The sequence below is a fragment of the Thermomonospora cellulosilytica genome (assembly GCF_014138835.1).
Classification (GTDB): Bacteria; Actinomycetota; Actinomycetes; order Streptosporangiales; family Streptosporangiaceae; genus Thermomonospora; species Thermomonospora amylolytica.
The window spans coordinates 2,988,766-3,007,007 of record NZ_JACJII010000001.1; the positions used below are offsets into that span (position 1 = coordinate 2,988,766).

The following is an 18,242-nucleotide window of genomic DNA, read 5'->3' on the forward strand; positions in this document are numbered from 1 at the left end:
CTGGAGCCGCGTTGTGCCTTTCGCCGAGAGGCGACCCGCACATCGGCGTCACCCGTCGAGGACCCGTCCAGCCACTGGGCGGGTCCTCGGCCTTTCCGATCACCGCAGGGTGGGGACCTCGCCGCATTCCCTGCGTTCGACCGTCACGCCGTGCAGGCCGGCCGCCCAGGACGCGGCGATGCCCGACAGGGCGGCGGCGTCCACGGGACGGCGGCCGAGCCCGACCGCGTAGCGGGCCAGGCGGGGGCCGGTCTCGAACGGGCGGGGCCAGGCGTGCGCGTCGCGGATCCCGGCGTCCTCCAGGGCGGCCGGCAGGGACGGCATGCGGCCCCGCACACGTCCCAGCCTTTCGGCGAACCGGTCGTCCCGGTCCGCCCGCACGGTCACGACGGCCCATGCCGCGTGGCGCCGGTGCATCGGCGGCGGGGAGGTCAGCGCGGCCTCGTTCCCCGACTCCAGGGCCTCCCAGGCGGCGTACAGCTCGGCCGTCAGCAGGTCCCGCCCGCCCGCGCCGACCTGCTCGCTGCACAGCCGGAACGGCGCGGAGGGCGTGCAGATCCGCACGGGCGCGTCGCCCGGCGGCACGTCCTCGGGACCGACCGGATCCCGCCAGTCCCAGGCCGCCCAGCGGGCGAAGAACTCCCGCAGCAGGTCGTCGCCCGCGGCGGCGTCACGGACCGTGCGCGCCGCCAGCACGCACCAGGCGATGCCCGGCAGCCCGCCGAACGGCGCCGCGTCCAGCCCCTTCGCCCTGGCCCACGCCTTCACCCGCCGGGCCAGCCACCGGAACTCCTCCCGCCGGTCCCCGGCCGCTTCCAGCACCGCGTCCGCGTCGGAGACCCCGCCGAGCGCGATCGCCGCCGCCTCGTCCAGCTCGTTCCGCCGGGCCACCGCCTCGCCGGGCGGGATGTCCCCGGTCTCCACCAGGAGAAGGTCCACGTCCAGGGCCCCGACCCGCATCCGCAGCCCGGCTCCGGTCGCCGCCACCACCCTGCGGAGCCCGCTCGCCTCCGGGATCGCCGCCGCCACCCGCTCGCGAACGCCCTCCACGGAGGACAGCGCCACCACCAGGTCCAGGTCGGCCCCCGGCAACGCGCACCCCAGCCGCCGCGACCCCGTCACATGAACGACGCCATCCCCGAACGCCTCCCGGAGCCGGGCGACGACATGCGGAACGAGCTCACCCGCCGTGTCGGCCCCAGAGACCGGAGCGAGCCCCCGGGTCACGTCGGCACCCGTACCGCCATCGGTCGTCGCCGGGGCGGCAGCGGCGTGCGGGTGTTCTGCCCGGGGCGGGTCGTCGTCGAGCCAGCGGATCTCGCCGGTGCCCAGGGCCACGGTCGCGCGTGGTCGCATCGGCTCGGAGCCCCGCCGTGAGAGCAGCACCAGTTCGCCGACCCGCACGGACATGGCGGGCAGCTCCGGCCGCAGGGCGCCGGGTGTGGGCGCGGTGCCCAGGGTCAGGTGGGGGACGTACTGGCGGAAACGGCCCCGGCAGCGGGGGAACGCGCGTTCCAGCGCCCCGCGCAGCGCCTGCCACGGCTCGTCTCCGGCGGCGGCCGGGTCCAGCCAGACCGTGCAGTGCTCGCGGTGGGCGAACGAGCCGATCCCCTCCAGCCGGGCGGTGAACGGCGCGACCCCGGCGGCGGCCTCGGCCACCAGCGGGGCCGCCTCCTCGAAATCGCACTCGGGCACGAACCCGAACATCACGTTCACATGCGGCGGCCACCGGTCGAACGCCGGATCGTGCTCGGCGCGGACCCGCTGGATCACCGGCCACACCTCCCGCGGAGGCACCCACGCCACCGCCGTCCGGGGCGTCGGCCGCGCGTCCGACACGCCGTCCTCGGCGGTCCCCACGGTCAGGTCCGCCTGCACGCCGTAGTGGTCGGACAGGAACAGGCCGTCCTCCGTGGCGGGGGAGTCCCCGCGCAGCTCGACCCGGGCGACGGACATCTGCGCGCCGCGCAGCAGCACCCGGTCCAGCCGGGCGGCGCGGCCCCTGATCGAGGTGATCGCCGCCAGCGGGTTCGCGGCCGGATCGAACGTCGCCGTCGTGTCCCGCGGCCCGTGCGCCTCCGTCCAGGCGTCCCGCAGTCCCAGCGTCCTGGCGGGCAGCTCGCTCCCGTCGTTGAAGTCGCCCAGCACGACCAGGTCGGCCTCCACCGATCCCAGCGCCTCGGCGAGCCGGGCCAGCTCGGCGTCCCGGCGGGCGGCTCCCTCCTCGGCGTGGTCGCTGGTCAGATGGGTGACCGCCACCGCCAGCGGCCCGGCCGGACCGGCCACCGTGACGGCGTCCAGCGCCTTGTGCGGCCCCAGCGCCACCCGGCCCGCCTCCAGCACCGGCAGCCGACTCAGCAGCACCAGCCCGTACTCGGCCACGTCCCGCGCCGACGGGCCGGTGCTCAGCGCGTACCCGGCCTTGACCCACGGGGCGGCCAGCAGCAGCGCCAGCAGCTCCGGCTGGACCTCCTGCAGCGCGATCACATCGGCGTCGGCGCGCTCCAGCTCCGCCACCAGCAACGGCCTGCGCCGGGCGGTGTCGATCCGGTCGGCCTCGTAGCGGTCCCACAGGGTGTTCCAGGTCAGCACCCGGATCGCGGCGGGACCGGACGCGGAGGGCGGGAAGGGCGGGATCCGCGCGGGCCGCCACCCGTTCGCCGGGTCGAACGCGATCGGCGTCCGGGGCGCGAAGAACGGCTCGCGCAGCAGCCGCCGGTGCGCGGTCCGCCCGGCGGGGGAGGAGTCGAGCACGTCCCGGCCGGTCGACCGGTCCCACACGATCTCCCCGTCGGCCTCGAAGAACAGCACCCGGTGCCAGGGGATGTCGCCGCCCGGCACGAACGACGGCAGCGGCACCCGCTTGGTGTCCGCGCCCCGCACGTTCACCCCCACCGTGAACCGGGCGGGGTCGAACCGCGGATCCCAGCGGATCCGGTGGTAGACCTCCTCGCTGGTGCGCATCACCACTCCTCGTCCAGCGTCCCCGCGACGTCCCCGATCCCGCCGTCCGGCCCGACGTACCAGGTGCGGTGCGCCTCCCCGGGATACGGCGGGTCGAACCGGCGGATCTGCTGCGCCAGCACGCCCGGGGGCACCGGATGCTCGCGCCGGAGGTTGCGCCGCATCAGGGTCTCCTCCGGCGCCATCAGGACCGCGTACGTCACGAACGCCTGACGGCGACGCGCGACCGCCTGCACCTGGGAGCGCTGGTGCCGGTTCAGCGCGGTGGCGTCCCAGACGACGGTCTCCTCGTCGCGGAGCGCCTCGTCCAGCCGGTCCAGCGCCTCGTGCAGCACCTCGGCGTTGGCCCGCTGGTCGGCCCGGGACCTCCGCTTCTCCCGCAGCTCGTCCATCGAGACGACCCTGTCCACGCCGGGGAGCGAACGGGCGAACGTGCTCTTGCCGCTGCCCGAAGGACCCACCGTGACGATGAGGCGGGGAAAGCCGTCGTCGTCCCATCGCCTGGTCAGCGTCAGCGCCGTCGCCGCGGTGGGTCCCCGCCCCAATACGTGGGCCTCGCAGATCTCCGCCCAGCAGTAGTCCGCCGCGTCCCGCTCGCAGTGCACGCCGGTCAGCGCCTCGCGTACGCCTTCTCGCAGTCCCGCCAGCGGGGCCTCGCCGAGCAGCCCGGCGTCCTCGGCGTGCAACATCGACCACTCGACCTGCTCGCGGGCCTCGGCGGCCTCCTCGTCCGTACGACCGGCGAGCGCGGCGGCGGAGACCGCGTGCAGCACCCCCAGGTCGGCGGCCAGCCCCATCCGCGCCAGCCCGGCACGACGCCCGTCGTCGGGGAAGTCCCGGTGCAGCGCGCCGTGCAGGCCCACCAGGTCCGCGACCCGCCGCGCCGGCGGCATCCCCAGCGGCGCCACGAGCCGCGGCCCCAGCCACGACCGGTACGCCCCGTGCAGCAGCGCCGCCAGCGCCCCCGCCAGCCGCGCGTCCCCCGACCGGCCCAGCAGATCCAGTCGCCCGTACACGTCGGCCAGGGCCGCCTCGTCCGCCTCGACCTCGGGCATCCCCAATGCCGTCAGCAGTGCCGCGGCGTCCGGGGCGCCGCCGGACCGCACCTCCCACAGCGCCGCCGCAGGGCCCAGCCCGTTCTCCACCACCGGGCCGAACATCCAGTGCTCGTCGGTCTGCACATGCCCCTTGCGGACCCACTTGGCCACCCGCTGGGGGAACTCGTCGTAGGAGAACCCCTCGACGGTCCGCACGACGTACCCCTCCTGCCGTGCGGTGTCCGGCTTGATCGCCCGGATCGCCTTCTCGTCGAACACCCCGCGCCACAGCACCCGCGGCACCGGCACCCCCAGCCGCCGCGCGAACCGCACGGTGGCGTCCCAGTCCAGGCAGCGGTCCCCGTCCCACACCGAGAAGGCGTAGAACCAGCTCTCCAGATCGTCGTAGGCGATCGAGTGGCGGGCGTGCATGTTCTCCCCGCACACCCGCCACCCCGGCGGGATCAGCCGGGCGATCCTGCCGTGCAGCGCCTTCACCCAGGCCCGCGACGGATGGTGGGCCGAGTCCAGCGAACGGGCGTGCAGCCCGTCCGCGTACAGGGTGGTGTTCTCCCCGTCGAGCTTCTCGGTGACGACGACCTCGCGTCCCACCAGCCCCGCCAGGCTCCCGGCCCGCACGTCGTCCGCCGACACCCCTGGCGACCAGGGCAGGTGCGGAGTGCGCGGATAGTGCACTCGCATGCCCCTGCCCCCCGTGAACGACCGTCGCGCACGGCGAGGCTAGCGGCGCCCGGATCGCCCGTTCCACCGAATATCCGGCGGGGATCAGGTCACGGACGCACCCGTGGGCAGCGGGGGCTCGGCCTCCAGCAGTTCCAGCTCCTCGTCCGTCATCAGCCGCGAGCGCAGCAGGAACCGGACCCCCTCCGGCGCCTCCACCGAGAAGCCGCTGCCGCGCCCCGGCACCACGTCCACCGTCAGGTGGGTGTGCCGCCAGTAGGCGTACTGGGCGGCGCTCATCCAGAACGGCGTGTCGCCCGCGACATGCCCGAGCAGCACGTCGGACGCCCCGACCTGGAACTCCCCGCGCGGATAGCACATCGGGGAGCTGCCGTCGCAGCAGCCGCCGGACTGGTGGAACATCAGCGGGCCGTGCCTGTCCTCGAGCCGCCGCAGCAGCTCCTCGGCGGCCTCGGTGAGCCGGACCCGTTCCAGGCGGGGCGGGGCCGCGTGGGCCGGCACCGGGCGAGCCGGCCCACGCGGGGTCCGGTCGTGCATCAGAAGAAGCCCATCGCCTTGGGGGAGTAGCTGACCAGCAGGTTCTTGGTCTGCTGGTAGTGGTCGAGCATCATGCGGTGGTTCTCCCGCCCGATGCCGGACTGCTTGTAGCCGCCGAACGCGGCGTGCGCGGGGTAGGCGTGGTAGCAGTTCGTCCACACCCGGCCCGCCTTGATGGCCCGGCCGAACCGGTAGGCGGTGCCGCCGTCCCGCGTCCACACCCCGGCGCCCAGCCCGTACAGGGTCTCGTTGGCGATCTTCAGCGCCTCGTCGGGGGAGTCGAACGTGGTCACCGACACCACCGGGCCGAAGATCTCCTCCTGGAAGATCCGCATGTCGTTGCTGCCCTTGAAGACGGTCGGCTCGATGTAGTAGCCGCCCTCCAGGCCCGGCACGGTCCGCGGCCCGCCCCCGGCCAGGACCTCGGCGCCCTCCTGCCGTCCGATGTCGATGTAGGACAGGATCTTCTCGTACTGGTCGTTGCTGGCCTGGGCGCCGATCATGGTCTCCGGGTCCAGCGGGTTCCCGCCCTTGATCGCCCGGACCCGCTCCAGCGCCCGGCCCATGAACTCGTCGTAGATGGACGAGTGGATCAGCGCCCGGGACGGGCAGGTGCACACCTCGCCCTGGTTGAGCGCGAACATCACGAAGCCCTCGACGGCCTTGTCCAGGAAGTCGTCGTCGGCGGCCATGACGTCCGGCAGGAAGATGTTGGGGCTCTTGCCGCCCAGCTCCAGCGTGACCGGGATGATGTTCTGCGCGGCGTACTGCATGATCAGCCGGCCGGTGGTGGTCTCCCCGGTGAAGGCGACCTTGGCGACGCGGGGGCTGGTGGCCAGCGGCTTGCCGGCCTCCACCCCGAAGCCGTTGACCACGTTCACCACGCCCGGCGGCAGCAGGTCGGCGATCAGCTCGACCAGCAGCAGGATGCTGGCCGGGGTCTGCTCGGCGGGCTTGAGCACCACCGCGTTGCCGGCCGCCAGCGCCGGGGCCAGCTTCCAGGTCGCCATCAGCAGCGGGAAGTTCCACGGGATGATCTGCCCGACCACCCCGAGCGGCTCGTGGAAGTGGTAGGCGACGGTGTCCTCGTCGATCTGGCTGATCCCGCCCTCCTGGGCCCGGACCACCCCGGCGAAGTAGCGGAAGTGGTCCACCGCCAGCGGCAGGTCGGCGTTCAGCGTCTCGCGGACCGGCTTGCCGTTCTCCCACGACTCGGCGACGGCCAGCCTCTCCAGGTTCTCCTCGATCCGGTCGGCGATCCGGTTGAGGATGACCGAACGCTCGGCGGGCGAGGTGCGGCCCCACCTGTCGGCGGCGGCGTGCGCGGCGTCGAGGGCGAGGTCGATGTCGGCGGCGCCGGAACGGGCGACCCGCGTGAAGACCTTGCCGTCCACGGGGGAGGGGTTGTCGAAGTACCGCCCCTCCACCGGCGGCACCCACTCGCCGCCGATGAAGTTGTCGTACTGGGCGGCGTACTGGACGATCGCGCCGTCCCGGCCCGGAGGCAGGTAGACCATGACGTTCTCCTCGCCGTCGTAACAAGGAATGTGACGGGGAACACGATGCGACGGCGAGGTTGGCGGAAGGTTGGCGCGGCGCTCAGCCGGACAGGGCGGCGCGATGCCGTGCCAGCGCCACCCCGCGCCGCGCGTCACCGGGCCCCAGCCTGCTCAGGGCGTGCTCGTGAACGGCGAGGTCCTCGGGATGCAGCTCGCCGTACCGCAGCGCGGGCTCGGGCCGGGGATCGCGCAGCACCGCCTCCCGCAGCGCGACGTCGATGTGCTCGCGCCAGCCGGCGATGCCCGGCGCGTCCGACTCGGGCAGCAGCGGCCCCCGGTAGGCGTCCAGCGCCTCGTCCAGCCGCCCGGCCCGCAGCGCCCGCAGCACGTCCACCGCGTCGCACCCCACATCCTCGGTCAGCTCGTACCGCCGTACCGACAGCGCCCCGCGCAGCGCCCGCCGCAGGTGGGAGACCTCGGCCTTGAGGGTGGCCACGCTGACCCGGCGCTCGCCGTAGAGCGCGTCGTACAGCCGTTCGGGCGACAGCGCCCGCCCCTCCAGGACCAGCAGCGTCAGGATCTCCATCTGCCGGGGCCGCAGCCTGACCGGAGCCCCGCCGTGCAGCAGTTCCGCCCCGCCGAGGCAGTCCAGCCGCCATCCGGCCCGTCCCTGGATCAGCCCGCCCCGCCCGAGCCGGGTCGCCAGCCTGCCCTCGATCGCCGACACCAGGCCCCGCACCGTCGGCAGGCCGAGGGGATGCGAACGGTCCCAGGTGGTGGAGATGTCCAGCACGCCGAGCACCCGCCCGTCCGGCCCGTGGATCGGCGCGCAGTAGCAGACCCAGCCGTGCAGCGCCTGCACCAGATGCTCGGCGGAGAACACCGAATGCGGCCTCCCGGTGCGCAGGGCCAGCGACAGCGCGTTGGTGCCCATCGACTGCTCGTCCCAGCGCCCGCCGGGAACGAAGCTGACAGCCTCCGCCCGGCGGCGCATCACCCGCCCGCCGCAGGTCCACAGGATCGTCCCCGACTCGTCGGTGACCGCCGCGACGAACCCGGCGTCCTCGGCCACCGTCCTCAGCTCGTCGGAGACCGCCAGCACCGGGTCGTGCAGCGGCGAGTCCGGCCACCGCCGGTCCGCCTCGTCGTCCACCGGGGCGGCGGGGCGTGCCGGGTCGACGGCCCTGATGGACCGCCGCCACGAGTCGGCGATCTCGGCCCGCACCCTCAGCCGGCCGGCGCCCTCCAGCCACGACGCCCACTCACGCTGCAGCACGGCACGGCGGCTGCGCAGCGCACTGTCCACTCCCATCGGCCTCGCTCCACAGACCGGCCGGGGCGGCCGGTGGCGGCCTCCGGCTGAACGACTCGAGCGCCCGGTTCGTCTTATTAGAGCACGGTGTGACCTGGGTCATCCATCGGCGCGCCGGGTCAGCCGGTCTCGGGCAGCAGGGTGCCGAGGGGGCCGAGGTCGAGGTTGAGGTCGGCCTGGTCGAGGCCGAAGTGGTCCTGCAGCTTCTGCATGGCCTCCTCCAGCCGCATCAGCGCCAGGCCGATCTGCTCGATCTGCTCGTCGGCCAGGTCGCCGCCCTCGGCCCGGCGGATGGCCTGCCGCTCCATCAGCTGGCGGATCAGCTCCACCAGCGTGAGCACCAGCTTGACCAGATCCCGCTCGACCTGCTCGGGATCGGTCTCGATGCGCCGCACCGGGCGGGCCGTCACGGCGCCTCCCCGTCCGCGGCGCTCTCCTCCCGGATGGAGGTGATCAGCGCGTGCAGCGACACCCGCACCAGGTCCACCTCGGCGATCGAGATCACCAGGTCCCCGGCCAGCACCACGCCCCCCGCCAGCAGCCGGTCCAGCAGGTCGACCAGCGCGACCCGCTCGCCGGGCGGAGCGTCCACGACGTCAACGATCCCGCCCCGCACCGTCCACCTCCCCGTCCAGCTCGATGAACGAGTACGCCGGCCACGGCCCGGTCACCTCGACCCGCAGCCCGGTGGTCGCGGCGGCGGCCTCCTCCACCGCGCCGGTGAACCGGTCGGCCCGGACGTCGTCGACCAGGTAGGCCATGTTCAGCAGCTGCGGCTCGGAGCGGCCGGACAGCCTGGGGTCCTGGGGCGGATGCCGGCGGCAGGCCACCGCGACCTTGGCCAGCCGTTCGTGCAGCTCCTCGGCCTGCTCGGCCAGCCTGCGGGACCTGTCCTCCCGGCGGCGGCGCTGGGCGCTGCGGCGCATCAGGTACGAGGTCCCGGGCTTGGCGGAGTCCACGGGCGCGGACTCCGCCGGCTCGGCGTCGTCCTGCTCGGCGGCGTAGACCTTGACGCCCCACTCGCCGCGTCCGTCGATGCGCTCCAGCGCCGAGGTGAACGTGGCACGCCGCTCGTCCAGCAGCCGCCGGACCCGGTCGTCGTCGCGGTAGACCGTGACCAGCCGCACCGGCGCGGCGGCGGAGGCGGCCTGAGCGGCGGCGGTCACGACCTCGTGGTGGGTGCGGGCGGTCTCCTCCACCCACTCCAGGCGTTCCAGGTTCTCCCGCAGCGGCTCCTCGCCGAACTCGTGCAGCGGTACGTCGCTGACCACGGCGCACAGGCCGTCGTGCTCGACGACGCGGACGGCGCCGCCCGCCAGCGCGGGCACGCCGGCCAGGTCCCCGGCGCTCAGGCCGGTGGCGACGGCGTACAGGTAGACGCCCTGGTCACTCATCAGCGTCCTCCTCCCCGGCGCTGTCGGCGGCGGTCCTGCGCTTGGTCCCGCCGGTCTTCGCGGTGGTCTCGGCGTCGGTCTTGGCGCTGCTCTTGGCCGAGGTCTTGGCGCCGGTCCTGCGTGATGCGCCGGCCGCGGCCTCGTCCGACGCGCCGTCGTCCGACGCGCCGTCCCCGGCCTCGACCTCCGGCGGCGCGGACAGCCGCGCCTCCAGGGCGGCCAGCCGCTCACGCAGCATCCGGTTCTCCTCGAGCACGTCCCGCCGCTCCCGCTCGGCCTCGCGGCGGGCCTTGGAGGAGATCGCCGGGTCGTGCTCCCACCAGTCGATGCCCATCTCCTTGGCGCGCTCCACCGAGGCGACCAGCAGCCTGATCTTGATGGTGAGCAGCTCGATGTCGAGCAGGTTCACCCGGATGTCCCCGACGATCACGATGCCCTTGTCGAGGATCCGTTCCAGCAGGTCGGCCAGGTTCGCCGGCTGGTACCGGCCCTCGGAGGACCGCGCCGAGGACCGCGCCGACGCGGCCGGGCCGGCCCACTCGACCTGGGACATGCGTTCCCCCTCCGGTCGTCTAGTCGTCGTCGGCCCGGCCGCGCTGGTAGCGGCGGGCGCGCCGGTAACCGGTCACCTCGCCGTCGCCGTCCAGCTCGACCTGGTAGACCGCCAGCATGTCGGCGGTGTCGGGGATGCGGCGGGTCTCCACCACCTCCACGTCCACGACCCAGCCGTTCTCGGTGCGCCGGGTCGCGGTGACGCCCTCGACCTGGCGGCCGGTCATCTCCTCGACCTGGCGGATGGCCTCCCGGGCCGCCCGCGCCAGCGTGCCGGCCATCGGTCAGTCCCTCCTCACCGGCGGATTCATCAACAGTTCGACCAGCTCCCGCTCGATCTCGTCGGCCTCCTCGTCGGAGATCTCGCCGGCCTCGCGGGCGGCGGCGACGTCGTCCAGGCGCTGGCGGAGGCGGATCGGGTCGTACAGCTCCCGCTCCGCCTCCTCCTGGATCAGCTCGGCCAGCCGGATCACTCCCCGCACGGGGGCCAGCGGCAGCGTGACCAGGCCGGTGAACAGGCCCACCTCAGCCGCCCCGTTCCTCGGCGTGCCCCGTGAAGTCGTACGGGGGCAGCGGACCCAGCAGCCGCAGCCGCACCCGGCCGTTCCACTCCTGGCCGAGCTCGTCCACGGCCCGGTCGAACTCCGCCCGGCGGTCCCGGCGGACCAGGAACGCCGCGTCGAGGATCTCCTCGGACCGGCGCGGCGGATGCGCGATGGTCCGCTCGGCGTGCCGGGCCAGCCGGTCCAGCGCGTACTCGGCGTCGCCGCGGGCCTTGTCCTCCAGCGACTGGGCGATCATCTCGCCGAGCTGGATGCGGTCGTAGTAGGCCGCGTCCTCGGGGACGGTCTTGAGGGCTTCCCGGCGCTCGACGATCTCGGGGCGTTCGCGCATCACCTCGCCGAGCACCGTCTCCTCGACGTACTTGCCCTTCAGCGTGAGCTGGACCATGCCCTCGAGCTGCGCCAGCTCGGCGGCGAACTCGTCGTGGTTGGGCTCCAGCAGCTCGCCGAGCACCGAGTCCCGGTCGGGCAGCACGGCGCCGAACCGGAACGGCAGCACCGTGACCTCGTCGCGGGCCAGCCGTTCCAGCACCCGCTCGTGGGCGAGCAGGTCCTCCCGGGTGCCGATCGGCCGGTCGGCGTCCAGCTCGCTGGCCAGCACCGCGCAGTCGCGGTGCGCCACCGGCTCCACCGGCCGGTCGCCGAGCCCCCGCAGGTCCGCGGGCAGCTCGACACCGGCGCCGGTGATCCCGTAGATGTACCGAACGCTCACGCCCCGTCCCCCTTGGCCGTGCGCTGCCGGTCGGTGCCCCGGCCCAGCTTCTCCTTGACCTTCTCCTCGGTGGCCTGCAGCACCCCGCGGGTCTTGCTGCGGGCGCCGCTCTCCTGCATCGTCTCGATCATCTGCGGGAGGCCCTGGCTGGTGTCGTTGTTGGCGATGTCCAGCCGGTTCACCGCCTCCGCGAAGCGCAGGTACGTGTCGACGCTGGCCACCACGACGCGGGCGTCCACCGTGAGCAGCTCGATGCCCACCAGCGACACCCGCACATAGGCGTCGATGACCAGGCCCTTGTCCAGGATCATCTCGACCACGTCGGCCAGTCCGCTGGACGAAGGTCGTTCGACGGACGGGCCCTGTCGTTGCACGGTCGCGGGCATTTTGCCCACCTCCTGACACTCGTCGTGTCCGCGTACCGCCACGAGGTGCCCGGTGATCCGGCGATCAAACAGATCGCTGCTTTTCGGTCATATCCGGACCAAGTCCGCGAATAGGACGTCAAGAGGGGGGTACCTGCCGGTCCTCAGACGTTCCCGAGACCCTTAGAGAATCCCCATGAAGACTCCCCGAGCACCCAGGACCGAAGACCTCGCCAAGCCCGGCGAGGCCGTCAGGACCGGCCGTGACCGGATCTCCGCCACGGCCCAGAACACCGCCGGAGGCGCCAGGCACGCCGCCACCCGCGCCCGTGCCGCCGCCTCCGCCCCGACCGCCGCCGTCGCCGGGGCCAAGGCCGCCGCCGGCACCGTGGCCGGCACCGCGACCCGCCTGCTGAAGGGCCTGGCCCTGACCCGCCTGCTCGCCCTCCTGCGCCTGCCCCGCCTGCTGGTCGCCGTGGCCGCCCTCCTCGCCGGCCTCGTGGCCTTCCGCCGCTGGCGCCGCACCCGCTGACCCGTCCCGGACGACGAGCCGCCCGCCGGCCTCGAACGAGACCCGGCGGGCGGCACCGTTGACCGGCCATGACGCCGTTGCCCCGCGGTGAGCCCTCCGCCGGTGGGTCGGCTCGGCACTGCCGGGTAGGGCAGCAGGTCAGGGGGGTGTCGGCCATGGGGGAGTGGTTCACCCGGGAGATCGTCGACGCGGGCCGGCTGCGGCTGCTGTGCTTCTTCGCGGCGTTCATCGCGGCGTTCCTGTTCATCAGGTTCAGCGTGCGGATGATCCGCCGGCAGGTGCGGTGGTGGCCCGGGAACGTCACGCCCGGCGGGCACCACGTCCACCACGTGGTGTTCGGGCTGGTGTTCATGTGCGTCGGGGGGGTCGGCGGCCTGGCCGTCACCGACGACGGCTCCGGCTGGGCCGCGGTCGCCGCGGCGCTGTTCGGCGCGGGCATGGCCCTGGTGCTGGACGAGTTCGCCCTGGTCCTGCTGCTGAAGGACGTCTACTGGAGCGAGCAGGGCCGGCTGTCGGTGGAGGTCGTCTTCATCGCCGTCGCCCTGTGCGGCCTGGTCCTGCTGGGCCTGCGCCCCCTCGGGGTGGACGACATCGGCGGCGAGGACTCCGGCGCGCTGTGGCAGGTGGCCCTCGCCGTCCTGGCCAACCTGGCGTTCTCGACCGTCGCCCTGCTCAAGGGCAAGATCTGGACCGGCCTGCTCGGCCTGTTCATCTCGGTCATCGCCATCGTCGGCGCGATCCGCCTGGCCCGGCCCGGCTCCCCGTGGGCGCGCCGCCGCTACCCGCCCGGCTCCCGCAAGGCCGAACGCGCCCGCGTCCGCGAACGCCGCCTGCACCGCCCCGCCCAGCGCGTCTTCACCGCCATGGCCGACCTGGTCGCCGGACGTCCCAGCAACCCCTCATGACCCTTCGGGCCGCCGGGCCCGGCGGCCGTCCCGGCGAGGCGGGCGGCGCCGGGGTCAGCCGCCGAGTTCGGAGACGGTGGTGTTCAGGATCTCGGCGAGGCGCCGCAGGTCCTCGTCGCCGGGCGGGGTGTCGCGGTCCTTCCACAGGTCGGCGCGGCTGGCCACCACGAGGCCGTTCTCCGCGGCGGGGGTGGTGGTGACCTTCGGGCGGCCGCCCACCAGGACCAGGGTGGCGTCGGGGGAGTCGGAGCCCAGCAGCTCCCGCACGTGGTCCACGGTGATCGTCATGGTCGTCCCTCCTGGACGTCGATTCCGGACGCTTCGCTCCCTTCCCGGTGAACGGGAGGTTTCACGGCGGTACGGCGGGGATGACCACGCCCGTCGTTCCGGCGACCCGCGGAGGAGAGACATGAGGCGTTCGGTTGCCCTCGCCGCGCTGAGCGCGGGCGTCGCCATGGGGATCGTGCGGCGGCTGATGAACCGCGCCACCGGCAGACCCCCGCAGGAGGAGGCGGGCCGGTGGCTGGTGGTCACCGTGAACCGCCCGCCCGAAGAGGTGTCGGGCCGGCTGCCCGAGCCGCTGGCCGGGTTGCGCGACTCCGTCGAGATGCGGATCGACACCGCCCCCGGCGGACGCGGCACCGAACTGGCCGTCCGGCCCCGCAACGGGCTGACCTCCACCGGGCGCGTCGGCGGCCAAAGCCCCCGCGAGGCGCTGCGGCGCGCCCTGCGGGACGCCAAGTCGATCCTGGAGACCGGCGAGGTGCTGCGCCCCGACACACCGCCCACCACCCGTTCCACGCCGGGCGGCAGGCTGCTGGAACTGGCCACCCGGCGGGCCGGAGGGGAGGGACGGCTGTGAAGGCGGTGTGCTGGGAGGGCGTCAACAGGCTCTCCGTCGAGGACGTCCCCGAGCCCAGGATCGAGAACGACCAGGACGCCGTCGTCAGGGTCATCGCCAGCACCACCTGCGGCTCGGATCTGCACCTGCTCGGCGGCTACATCCCCGCGATGCGCGCTGGCGACGTGATCGGCCACGAGTTCCTCGGCGAGATCGTCGAGGTCGGGCCCGGCGTGCGCCGGCACGAGGTCGGCGACCGGGTGGTGGTCTGCTCGTTCATCGGCTGCGGACGCTGCTGGTACTGCGCCAACGACCTGTGGTCGCTGTGCGACAACTCCAACACCAACCCCGGCTTCGGCCAGGCCGCCTGGGGCTACGAGACGGGCGCGGTGTACGGCTACTCCCACGCGATGGGCGGCTTCCGGGGCAGCCACGCCGAGTACGTCCGGGTGCCGTTCGCCGACTACGGGGCGTTCACGGTGCCCGACGGGGTCGACGACCTCAGCGCCCTGTTCGCCTCCGACGCCGCGCCCACCGGCTGGATGGGCGCCCACCTCGGCGGGGTCGGGCCCGGCGACGTGGTGGCGGTGTGGGGCTGCGGCGCGGTGGGCCAGATGGCGGCCCGCGCCGCGATGCTGCTGGGCGCCGAACGGGTCATCTCCATCGACCGCTTCCCCGAACGGCTGGCCATGACCCGCGAGCACGTCGGTTCGGAGACCATCGACTACACCACCACCGACGTGGGCGCCGAACTGCGCGAACGCACCGGCGGGCGCGGCCCGGACGTGTGCATCGAGGCGGTCGGCATGGAGGCGCACAGCACCGGCATCGAGTACGCCTACGACCAGGTCAAGCAGCAGATGCGGATGCAGACCGACCGGCCCACCGCCGTCCGCGAGGCGATCCACGCCTGCCGCAAGGGCGGGTCGGTGTTCGTCCTCGGCGTGTTCGGCGGGGTCGTCGACAAGTTCCCGCTGGGCGCGGTGATGAACAAGGGCCTGACGCTGCGGGCCGCCCAGCAGCACGGCCAGCGGTACATCCCTATGCTGCTGGAACGCATCGCCAAGGGCGAGCTGAGCACCCGCCACCTGGCCACCCACGAGATGCCCCTGGACCAGGCCCCGCGCGGCTACGACATGTTCAAACACAAGAAGGACGGCTGCGTCCGAGCCGTCTTCCGCCCGGCCGCCTGACCCGGCCGCCTGACGGGCCGGAAATCCCGCCGTCCGGGCGGGACGGCCCGAGCGCCGCGTCGCACGGGGCCGCCCACGCCCCGGCCACGGCCGACGCCCCCCGTGCTCTGCAGATCGCCACGCCCCGGCCACACGGGGAGGAGGGCTCACCCGTGTGGCCGTGTGCGGGTCAGCGCTCCCCGCGCTGCTCGACGGCCGGGCGTTCGGCCGCGCGTTCGCCGTCCGGGTGCGGGGCGACCGGCTCGCGCAGGTCGCGCAGGAAGCGGCGGTTGAGGGCCAGGCGGAGCCGGCCGGGGGCCTTCGGGGCGCGGGCGCCGTCGCCTCGCGGCCGTTCCAGCGGGATCGCGGCGGGCCGCCGCTCGTCGGTGAGCGGGGAGGCCGCCTCCCTCGACAGCGGCACCTCCATCTCGGAGAACCCGCCCTCGGGGGCCATCCGGATGATCCCGGTCTCCAGGCCGTGCTCCAGCAGGTGCCGGTCCCGCCGCTGCAGCCCCAGGCACCAGCGGTAGGCGACGATGTAGCCGATGATCGGCCCCAGGATGACCGCGAACCGGAAGAACCAGGTGGTGCCGAACAGCGGGACGTTGAAGGTCTTGGCGATGATGTCGTTGGCCCCGGCCAGCCACAGCACCCCGTAGAACACGATCCCGGCGACGCCGATCGAGGTGCGCACCGGCACGTCGCGCGGCCGGTCCAGCAGGTGGTGGGCGCTCCTGTCGCCGGTCACCCAGCGTTCGATCCACGGATACAGCATCAGCCCGCCGAACAGCGCCCCCGGCACCACCAGCGCCGGGATGATCACGCTGAGCGTGATGTTGTGCCCCCACAGCACGATCTCCCAGGCCGGCATCAGCCGCAGCGAGCCCTCCAGGAAGCCCATGTACCAGTCCGGCTGCGAGCCCGCGCTGATCGCCCCCGGATCGTAGGGCCCGTACAGCCACACCGGGTTGATCTGCGCGAACGTCGCCAGCAGCGTGCAGACCCCGACCACCCAGAACAGGTACGCGGTGGTCTTGCCGATGAACACCGGGAAGAACGGGTATCCCTTCTGGTTCCGTTCGCTGGCGCCGCGGCCGGGGAACGTGGTGTGCGTCTGCCGCCAGGTCAGGATCACCGCGTGCAGCGGCAGCAGCGCCAGCAGGATCCCCGGGATCAGCAGCACGTGGATGGTGAACAGCCGCGGGATGATCTCCTCGCCCGGATACTCCCCGCCGAACAGGAACATCGCCAGGTACGTGCCCACCACCGGGATCGACAGCAGCACCCCGTGCAGGATCCGCAGCCCGGTGCCCGACAGCAGGTCGTCCGGCAGCGAGTAGCCGAACAGCCCGTTCAGCAGCACCAGCATGAACAGCACGACCCCGATCACCCAGTTGAGCTCGCGGGGCTTGCGGAACGCTCCGGTGAAGAAGTTCCGCAGCATGTGGATCAGGATCGCGGCCAGGAAGATCACCGTGGACCAGTGGTGGATCTGCCGCACCAGCAGCCCGCCCCGGATGTCGAACGAGATGTGCAGCGTCGAGGCGTACGCCTCCGACATCTCCACGCCGTTCAGCTTGGTGTACGAGCCGTCGTAGATGACCGGGGTGGCGCTCGGCTTGAAGAAGAACGTCAGGAACACCCCGGTGAGCAGCACGATGACGAAGCAGTACATCGCGATCTCACCGAGCAGGAAGCTCCAGTGGTCGGGGAACGCCTTCTTGAGCGCCTTGGCCCCGAACCCGCCGCCGCCGAACCGGTCGTCGACGGCGCGTCCGGTGGCCCGGAGCGCCCCGGGAGCCTGCCCCGGCCGCTGCGGATTCGTCACCTCGGCCCACCTCCCGCGCTGGGAACGCGCGGCGGCGCCCCGGCCGGGCCGCCGCGGTGCCTCGAGTGCTACCCCCTGGTCCGCGGTCCTTGCGCCCAAGCCGGGGCTATTTGGCCTAATGGGGCACTACGGCAGTTTCACCAGGGTTCTCTTTGCCCTGGGAGGGGTGATCCTTGGGGTCGCGGACCGGACCGGCCTGCGACCTCCGGTCCTGACCACCCCGGCCGCCTTGGCCGCCTTGGCCGCCTTGGCGGCCCTGGTGGCCCTGGTGGCCTTGGCCGGCCCGGCGGCGCCCGCCGGGGAGCCGCGCAGCAGCCGCCACGCCCCGCCCGCGGCCAGTGCCGCCATCGCCGCGCCGCGCCGTACCGCCGTCTTGCGCCGGCCGTGCCAGCCGCCGGTGACCGTCCCGGTGCCCGCGGGCGGCTCGTACAGGATGCCGGAGGTGTCCTCCGCCCGCTCCTTGCGGGACAGGTGGCTGCGGTCCATCTGGCCGGCCATCATCCGCTCGACCAGCGCCGGGGCGATCCTGGACTGCAGCACCATCCCGCGTCCCAGCGGCCCGACCACGACCTCCCGGCGCGGCAGCCGCACCAGGTCGACGATCGTGCGGGCCACCCGTTCGGGGGTGTAGACCGGCGGCATCGCCCGCACCCGCCGCCCGGTGTAGTTGCCCGCGTGCTGGAAGAACGGCGTGTCGATCGTCGCGGGCAGCACCGCGCAGACCTTGACGCCCCGTTCGCCCCGGAGCGCCAGCTCCTGCCGCAGGCTCGCGCTCATCGCCCGGACCGCGAACTTCGACATCGCGTACGGATGCGCGTACGGCTGGGTGACGACCCCGGCGATCGACGCCACGTTCACGATGACGCCCTTGCCCTGCCGGCGCATGTACGGCAGCGCCGCCCGGACCCCGTGCACGTACCCCATCACGTTCACGTCCAGCACCCGCCGGAAGTCCTCCAGCGGCACCTCGGTGAACTCCCCGTACACGCTGACCGCCGCGCAGTTCACCCACACGTCGATCCGCCCGAACCGCTCCACGGCCCGCCGCGCCAGCTCGTCGACGGCCTTGGCGTCCGTCACGTCGACCGGCACCGCCAGCCCGGCGCCCCCGCGTTCCGCGCACTCGGCCACCACCGAGTCCAGCGCCGGCCGGCCGCGGGCCGCCGCCACGACGTTCGCCTTGCGCTCCGCGAACGCGAGCGCGGTGGCCCGCCCGATCCCGCTGGACGCCCCGGTGATGACGACGACCTTGCCCTTGACCTTCACGCGCCTTCACCCCTTCGTCGTCGGACTACGGAGCTTCGGTGCGTACCCCGGCCCTCCCGGC

Annotated in this window: 20 protein-coding genes; 4 read left to right on the plus strand and 16 right to left on the minus strand. The window is 73.6% G+C overall.

The window, feature by feature from the left end:
* Positions 1-99 precede the first annotated feature (99 nt).
* The 13 genes from HNR21_RS14355 to gvpJ form a co-directional block, all read right to left on the minus strand.
* Complete coding sequence (locus tag HNR21_RS14355; RefSeq protein ID WP_182705614.1) at positions 100-2,964, minus strand: poly(A) polymerase; 2,865 nt, start codon at positions 2,962-2,964, stop codon at positions 100-102.
* Positions 2,964-4,703, minus strand: coding sequence for an RNA ligase family protein (locus HNR21_RS14360; RefSeq protein ID WP_182705615.1), 1,740 nt, complete (start codon positions 4,701-4,703; stop codon positions 2,964-2,966). The genes HNR21_RS14355 and HNR21_RS14360 overlap by 1 nt, the downstream gene beginning before the upstream one ends.
* Before the next feature lie 84 nt (positions 4,704-4,787).
* Complete coding sequence (locus HNR21_RS14365; protein ID WP_119727550.1) at positions 4,788-5,240, minus strand: DUF779 domain-containing protein; 453 nt, start codon at positions 5,238-5,240, stop codon at positions 4,788-4,790.
* Entirely contained in the window at positions 5,240-6,757 is a 1,518-nt protein-coding gene (exaC, locus tag HNR21_RS14370) for an acetaldehyde dehydrogenase ExaC (protein WP_182705616.1), read from the minus strand. Before exaC ends, HNR21_RS14365 begins: the two co-directional genes overlap by 1 nt.
* A gap of 82 nt (positions 6,758-6,839) precedes the next feature.
* The gene (locus HNR21_RS14375) at positions 6,840-8,051 is read right to left on the minus strand and encodes a winged helix-turn-helix domain-containing protein (protein ID WP_182705617.1); all 1,212 of its coding nucleotides are present in this window, start codon (positions 8,049-8,051) and stop codon (positions 6,840-6,842) included.
* A 119-nt stretch (positions 8,052-8,170) separates the two neighbouring features.
* Positions 8,171-8,461, minus strand: coding sequence for a gas vesicle protein K (locus HNR21_RS14380; protein ID WP_119727553.1), 291 nt, complete (start codon positions 8,459-8,461; stop codon positions 8,171-8,173).
* Positions 8,458-8,643 (minus strand): gas vesicle protein, encoded by a 186-nt coding sequence (locus HNR21_RS14385; RefSeq protein WP_233358975.1) that lies wholly within the window; start codon positions 8,641-8,643, stop codon positions 8,458-8,460. Before HNR21_RS14385 ends, HNR21_RS14380 begins: the two co-directional genes overlap by 4 nt.
* 4 nt (positions 8,644-8,647) lie before the next feature.
* Positions 8,648-9,445 carry a GvpL/GvpF family gas vesicle protein gene (locus tag HNR21_RS14390; protein ID WP_182705618.1) on the minus strand — a complete coding sequence of 266 codons (798 nt, stop codon included), beginning with the start codon at positions 9,443-9,445 and terminating at the stop codon, positions 8,648-8,650.
* On the minus strand, positions 9,438-9,998 hold the full coding sequence (locus HNR21_RS14395) for a gas vesicle protein (RefSeq protein WP_182705619.1): 561 nt from the start codon (positions 9,996-9,998) through the stop codon (positions 9,438-9,440). The genes HNR21_RS14390 and HNR21_RS14395 overlap by 8 nt, the downstream gene beginning before the upstream one ends.
* Before the next feature lie 19 nt (positions 9,999-10,017).
* A complete protein-coding gene (gene gvpO, locus HNR21_RS14400; RefSeq protein WP_119727557.1) occupies positions 10,018-10,278 on the minus strand; it encodes a gas vesicle protein GvpO in 261 nt (86 codons plus the stop codon).
* A 3-nt stretch (positions 10,279-10,281) separates the two neighbouring features.
* The gene (locus HNR21_RS14405; RefSeq protein ID WP_119727558.1) at positions 10,282-10,521 is read right to left on the minus strand and encodes a gas vesicle protein GvpG; all 240 of its coding nucleotides are present in this window, start codon (positions 10,519-10,521) and stop codon (positions 10,282-10,284) included.
* 1 nt (position 10,522) lies between these two features.
* Positions 10,523-11,272: a GvpL/GvpF family gas vesicle protein gene (locus HNR21_RS14410; RefSeq protein WP_182705620.1), complete on the minus strand. Its 750-nt coding sequence runs from the start codon at positions 11,270-11,272 to the stop codon at positions 10,523-10,525.
* On the minus strand, positions 11,269-11,658 hold the full coding sequence (gene gvpJ / locus HNR21_RS14415; RefSeq protein ID WP_119727560.1) for a gas vesicle protein GvpJ: 390 nt from the start codon (positions 11,656-11,658) through the stop codon (positions 11,269-11,271). The genes HNR21_RS14410 and gvpJ overlap by 4 nt, the downstream gene beginning before the upstream one ends.
* Before the next feature lie 175 nt (positions 11,659-11,833).
* On the opposite strand from gvpJ, the gene HNR21_RS14420 reads away from it, so the two are divergent.
* Both HNR21_RS14420 and HNR21_RS14425 read left to right on the plus strand, forming a co-directional pair.
* Positions 11,834-12,169: a hypothetical protein gene (locus tag HNR21_RS14420; RefSeq protein WP_182705621.1), complete on the plus strand. Its 336-nt coding sequence runs from the start codon at positions 11,834-11,836 to the stop codon at positions 12,167-12,169.
* Between the two features lie 155 nt (positions 12,170-12,324).
* Positions 12,325-13,074 carry a hypothetical protein gene (locus HNR21_RS14425; RefSeq protein ID WP_182705622.1) on the plus strand — a complete coding sequence of 250 codons (750 nt, stop codon included), beginning with the start codon at positions 12,325-12,327 and terminating at the stop codon, positions 13,072-13,074.
* 54 nt (positions 13,075-13,128) lie between these two features.
* On the opposite strand, the gene HNR21_RS14430 is transcribed toward HNR21_RS14425, so the two are convergent.
* Complete coding sequence (locus HNR21_RS14430; RefSeq protein WP_182705623.1) at positions 13,129-13,362, minus strand: hypothetical protein; 234 nt, start codon at positions 13,360-13,362, stop codon at positions 13,129-13,131.
* Between the two features lie 121 nt (positions 13,363-13,483).
* Between HNR21_RS14430 and HNR21_RS14435 the strand changes: the two genes are divergently transcribed.
* Both HNR21_RS14435 and HNR21_RS36370 read left to right on the plus strand, forming a co-directional pair.
* Complete coding sequence (locus HNR21_RS14435; protein WP_119727563.1) at positions 13,484-13,936, plus strand: hypothetical protein; 453 nt, start codon at positions 13,484-13,486, stop codon at positions 13,934-13,936.
* Positions 13,933-15,108 (plus strand): zinc-dependent alcohol dehydrogenase, encoded by a 1,176-nt coding sequence (locus HNR21_RS36370; RefSeq protein WP_182705624.1) that lies wholly within the window; start codon positions 13,933-13,935, stop codon positions 15,106-15,108. The genes HNR21_RS14435 and HNR21_RS36370 overlap by 4 nt, the downstream gene beginning before the upstream one ends.
* A gap of 169 nt (positions 15,109-15,277) precedes the next feature.
* On the opposite strand, the gene qcrB is transcribed toward HNR21_RS36370, so the two are convergent.
* Together qcrB and HNR21_RS14450 are read right to left on the minus strand one after the other, a co-directional pair.
* Positions 15,278-16,915 (minus strand): cytochrome bc1 complex cytochrome b subunit, encoded by a 1,638-nt coding sequence (gene qcrB, locus HNR21_RS14445; RefSeq protein ID WP_182705625.1) that lies wholly within the window; start codon positions 16,913-16,915, stop codon positions 15,278-15,280.
* A gap of 126 nt (positions 16,916-17,041) precedes the next feature.
* Positions 17,042-18,181, minus strand: a complete 1,140-nt coding sequence (locus tag HNR21_RS14450) for an SDR family oxidoreductase (protein ID WP_182705626.1) — start codon at positions 18,179-18,181, stop codon at positions 17,042-17,044.
* Positions 18,182-18,242 lie beyond the last annotated feature (61 nt).

Excerpts from the sequence above, each read along its gene's own strand:
- HNR21_RS14375 (WP_182705617.1), bottom strand. The coding sequence starts at position 8,051 with ATGGGAGTGGACAGTGCGCTGCGCAGCCGCCGTGCCGTGCTGCAGCGT.
- HNR21_RS14420 (WP_182705621.1), top strand. The coding sequence starts at position 11,834 with ATGAAGACTCCCCGAGCACCCAGGACCGAAGACCTCGCCAAGCCCGGC.
- HNR21_RS14360 (WP_182705615.1), bottom strand. The coding sequence starts at position 4,703 with ATGCGAGTGCACTATCCGCGCACTCCGCACCTGCCCTGGTCGCCAGGG.
- HNR21_RS14395 (WP_182705619.1), bottom strand. The coding sequence starts at position 9,998 with ATGTCCCAGGTCGAGTGGGCCGGCCCGGCCGCGTCGGCGCGGTCCTCG.
- exaC (WP_182705616.1), bottom strand. The coding sequence starts at position 6,757 with ATGGTCTACCTGCCTCCGGGCCGGGACGGCGCGATCGTCCAGTACGCC.
- HNR21_RS14365 (WP_119727550.1), bottom strand. The coding sequence starts at position 5,240 with ATGCACGACCGGACCCCGCGTGGGCCGGCTCGCCCGGTGCCGGCCCAC.
- HNR21_RS14425 (WP_182705622.1), top strand. The coding sequence starts at position 12,325 with ATGGGGGAGTGGTTCACCCGGGAGATCGTCGACGCGGGCCGGCTGCGG.
- HNR21_RS14355 (WP_182705614.1), bottom strand. The coding sequence starts at position 2,964 with ATGCGCACCAGCGAGGAGGTCTACCACCGGATCCGCTGGGATCCGCGG.
- HNR21_RS14430 (WP_182705623.1), bottom strand. The coding sequence starts at position 13,362 with ATGACGATCACCGTGGACCACGTGCGGGAGCTGCTGGGCTCCGACTCC.
- HNR21_RS14435 (WP_119727563.1), top strand. The coding sequence starts at position 13,484 with ATGAGGCGTTCGGTTGCCCTCGCCGCGCTGAGCGCGGGCGTCGCCATG.
- HNR21_RS14390 (WP_182705618.1), bottom strand. The coding sequence starts at position 9,445 with ATGAGTGACCAGGGCGTCTACCTGTACGCCGTCGCCACCGGCCTGAGC.
- gvpJ (WP_119727560.1), bottom strand. The coding sequence starts at position 11,658 with ATGCCCGCGACCGTGCAACGACAGGGCCCGTCCGTCGAACGACCTTCG.
- gvpO (WP_119727557.1), bottom strand. The coding sequence starts at position 10,278 with ATGGCCGGCACGCTGGCGCGGGCGGCCCGGGAGGCCATCCGCCAGGTC.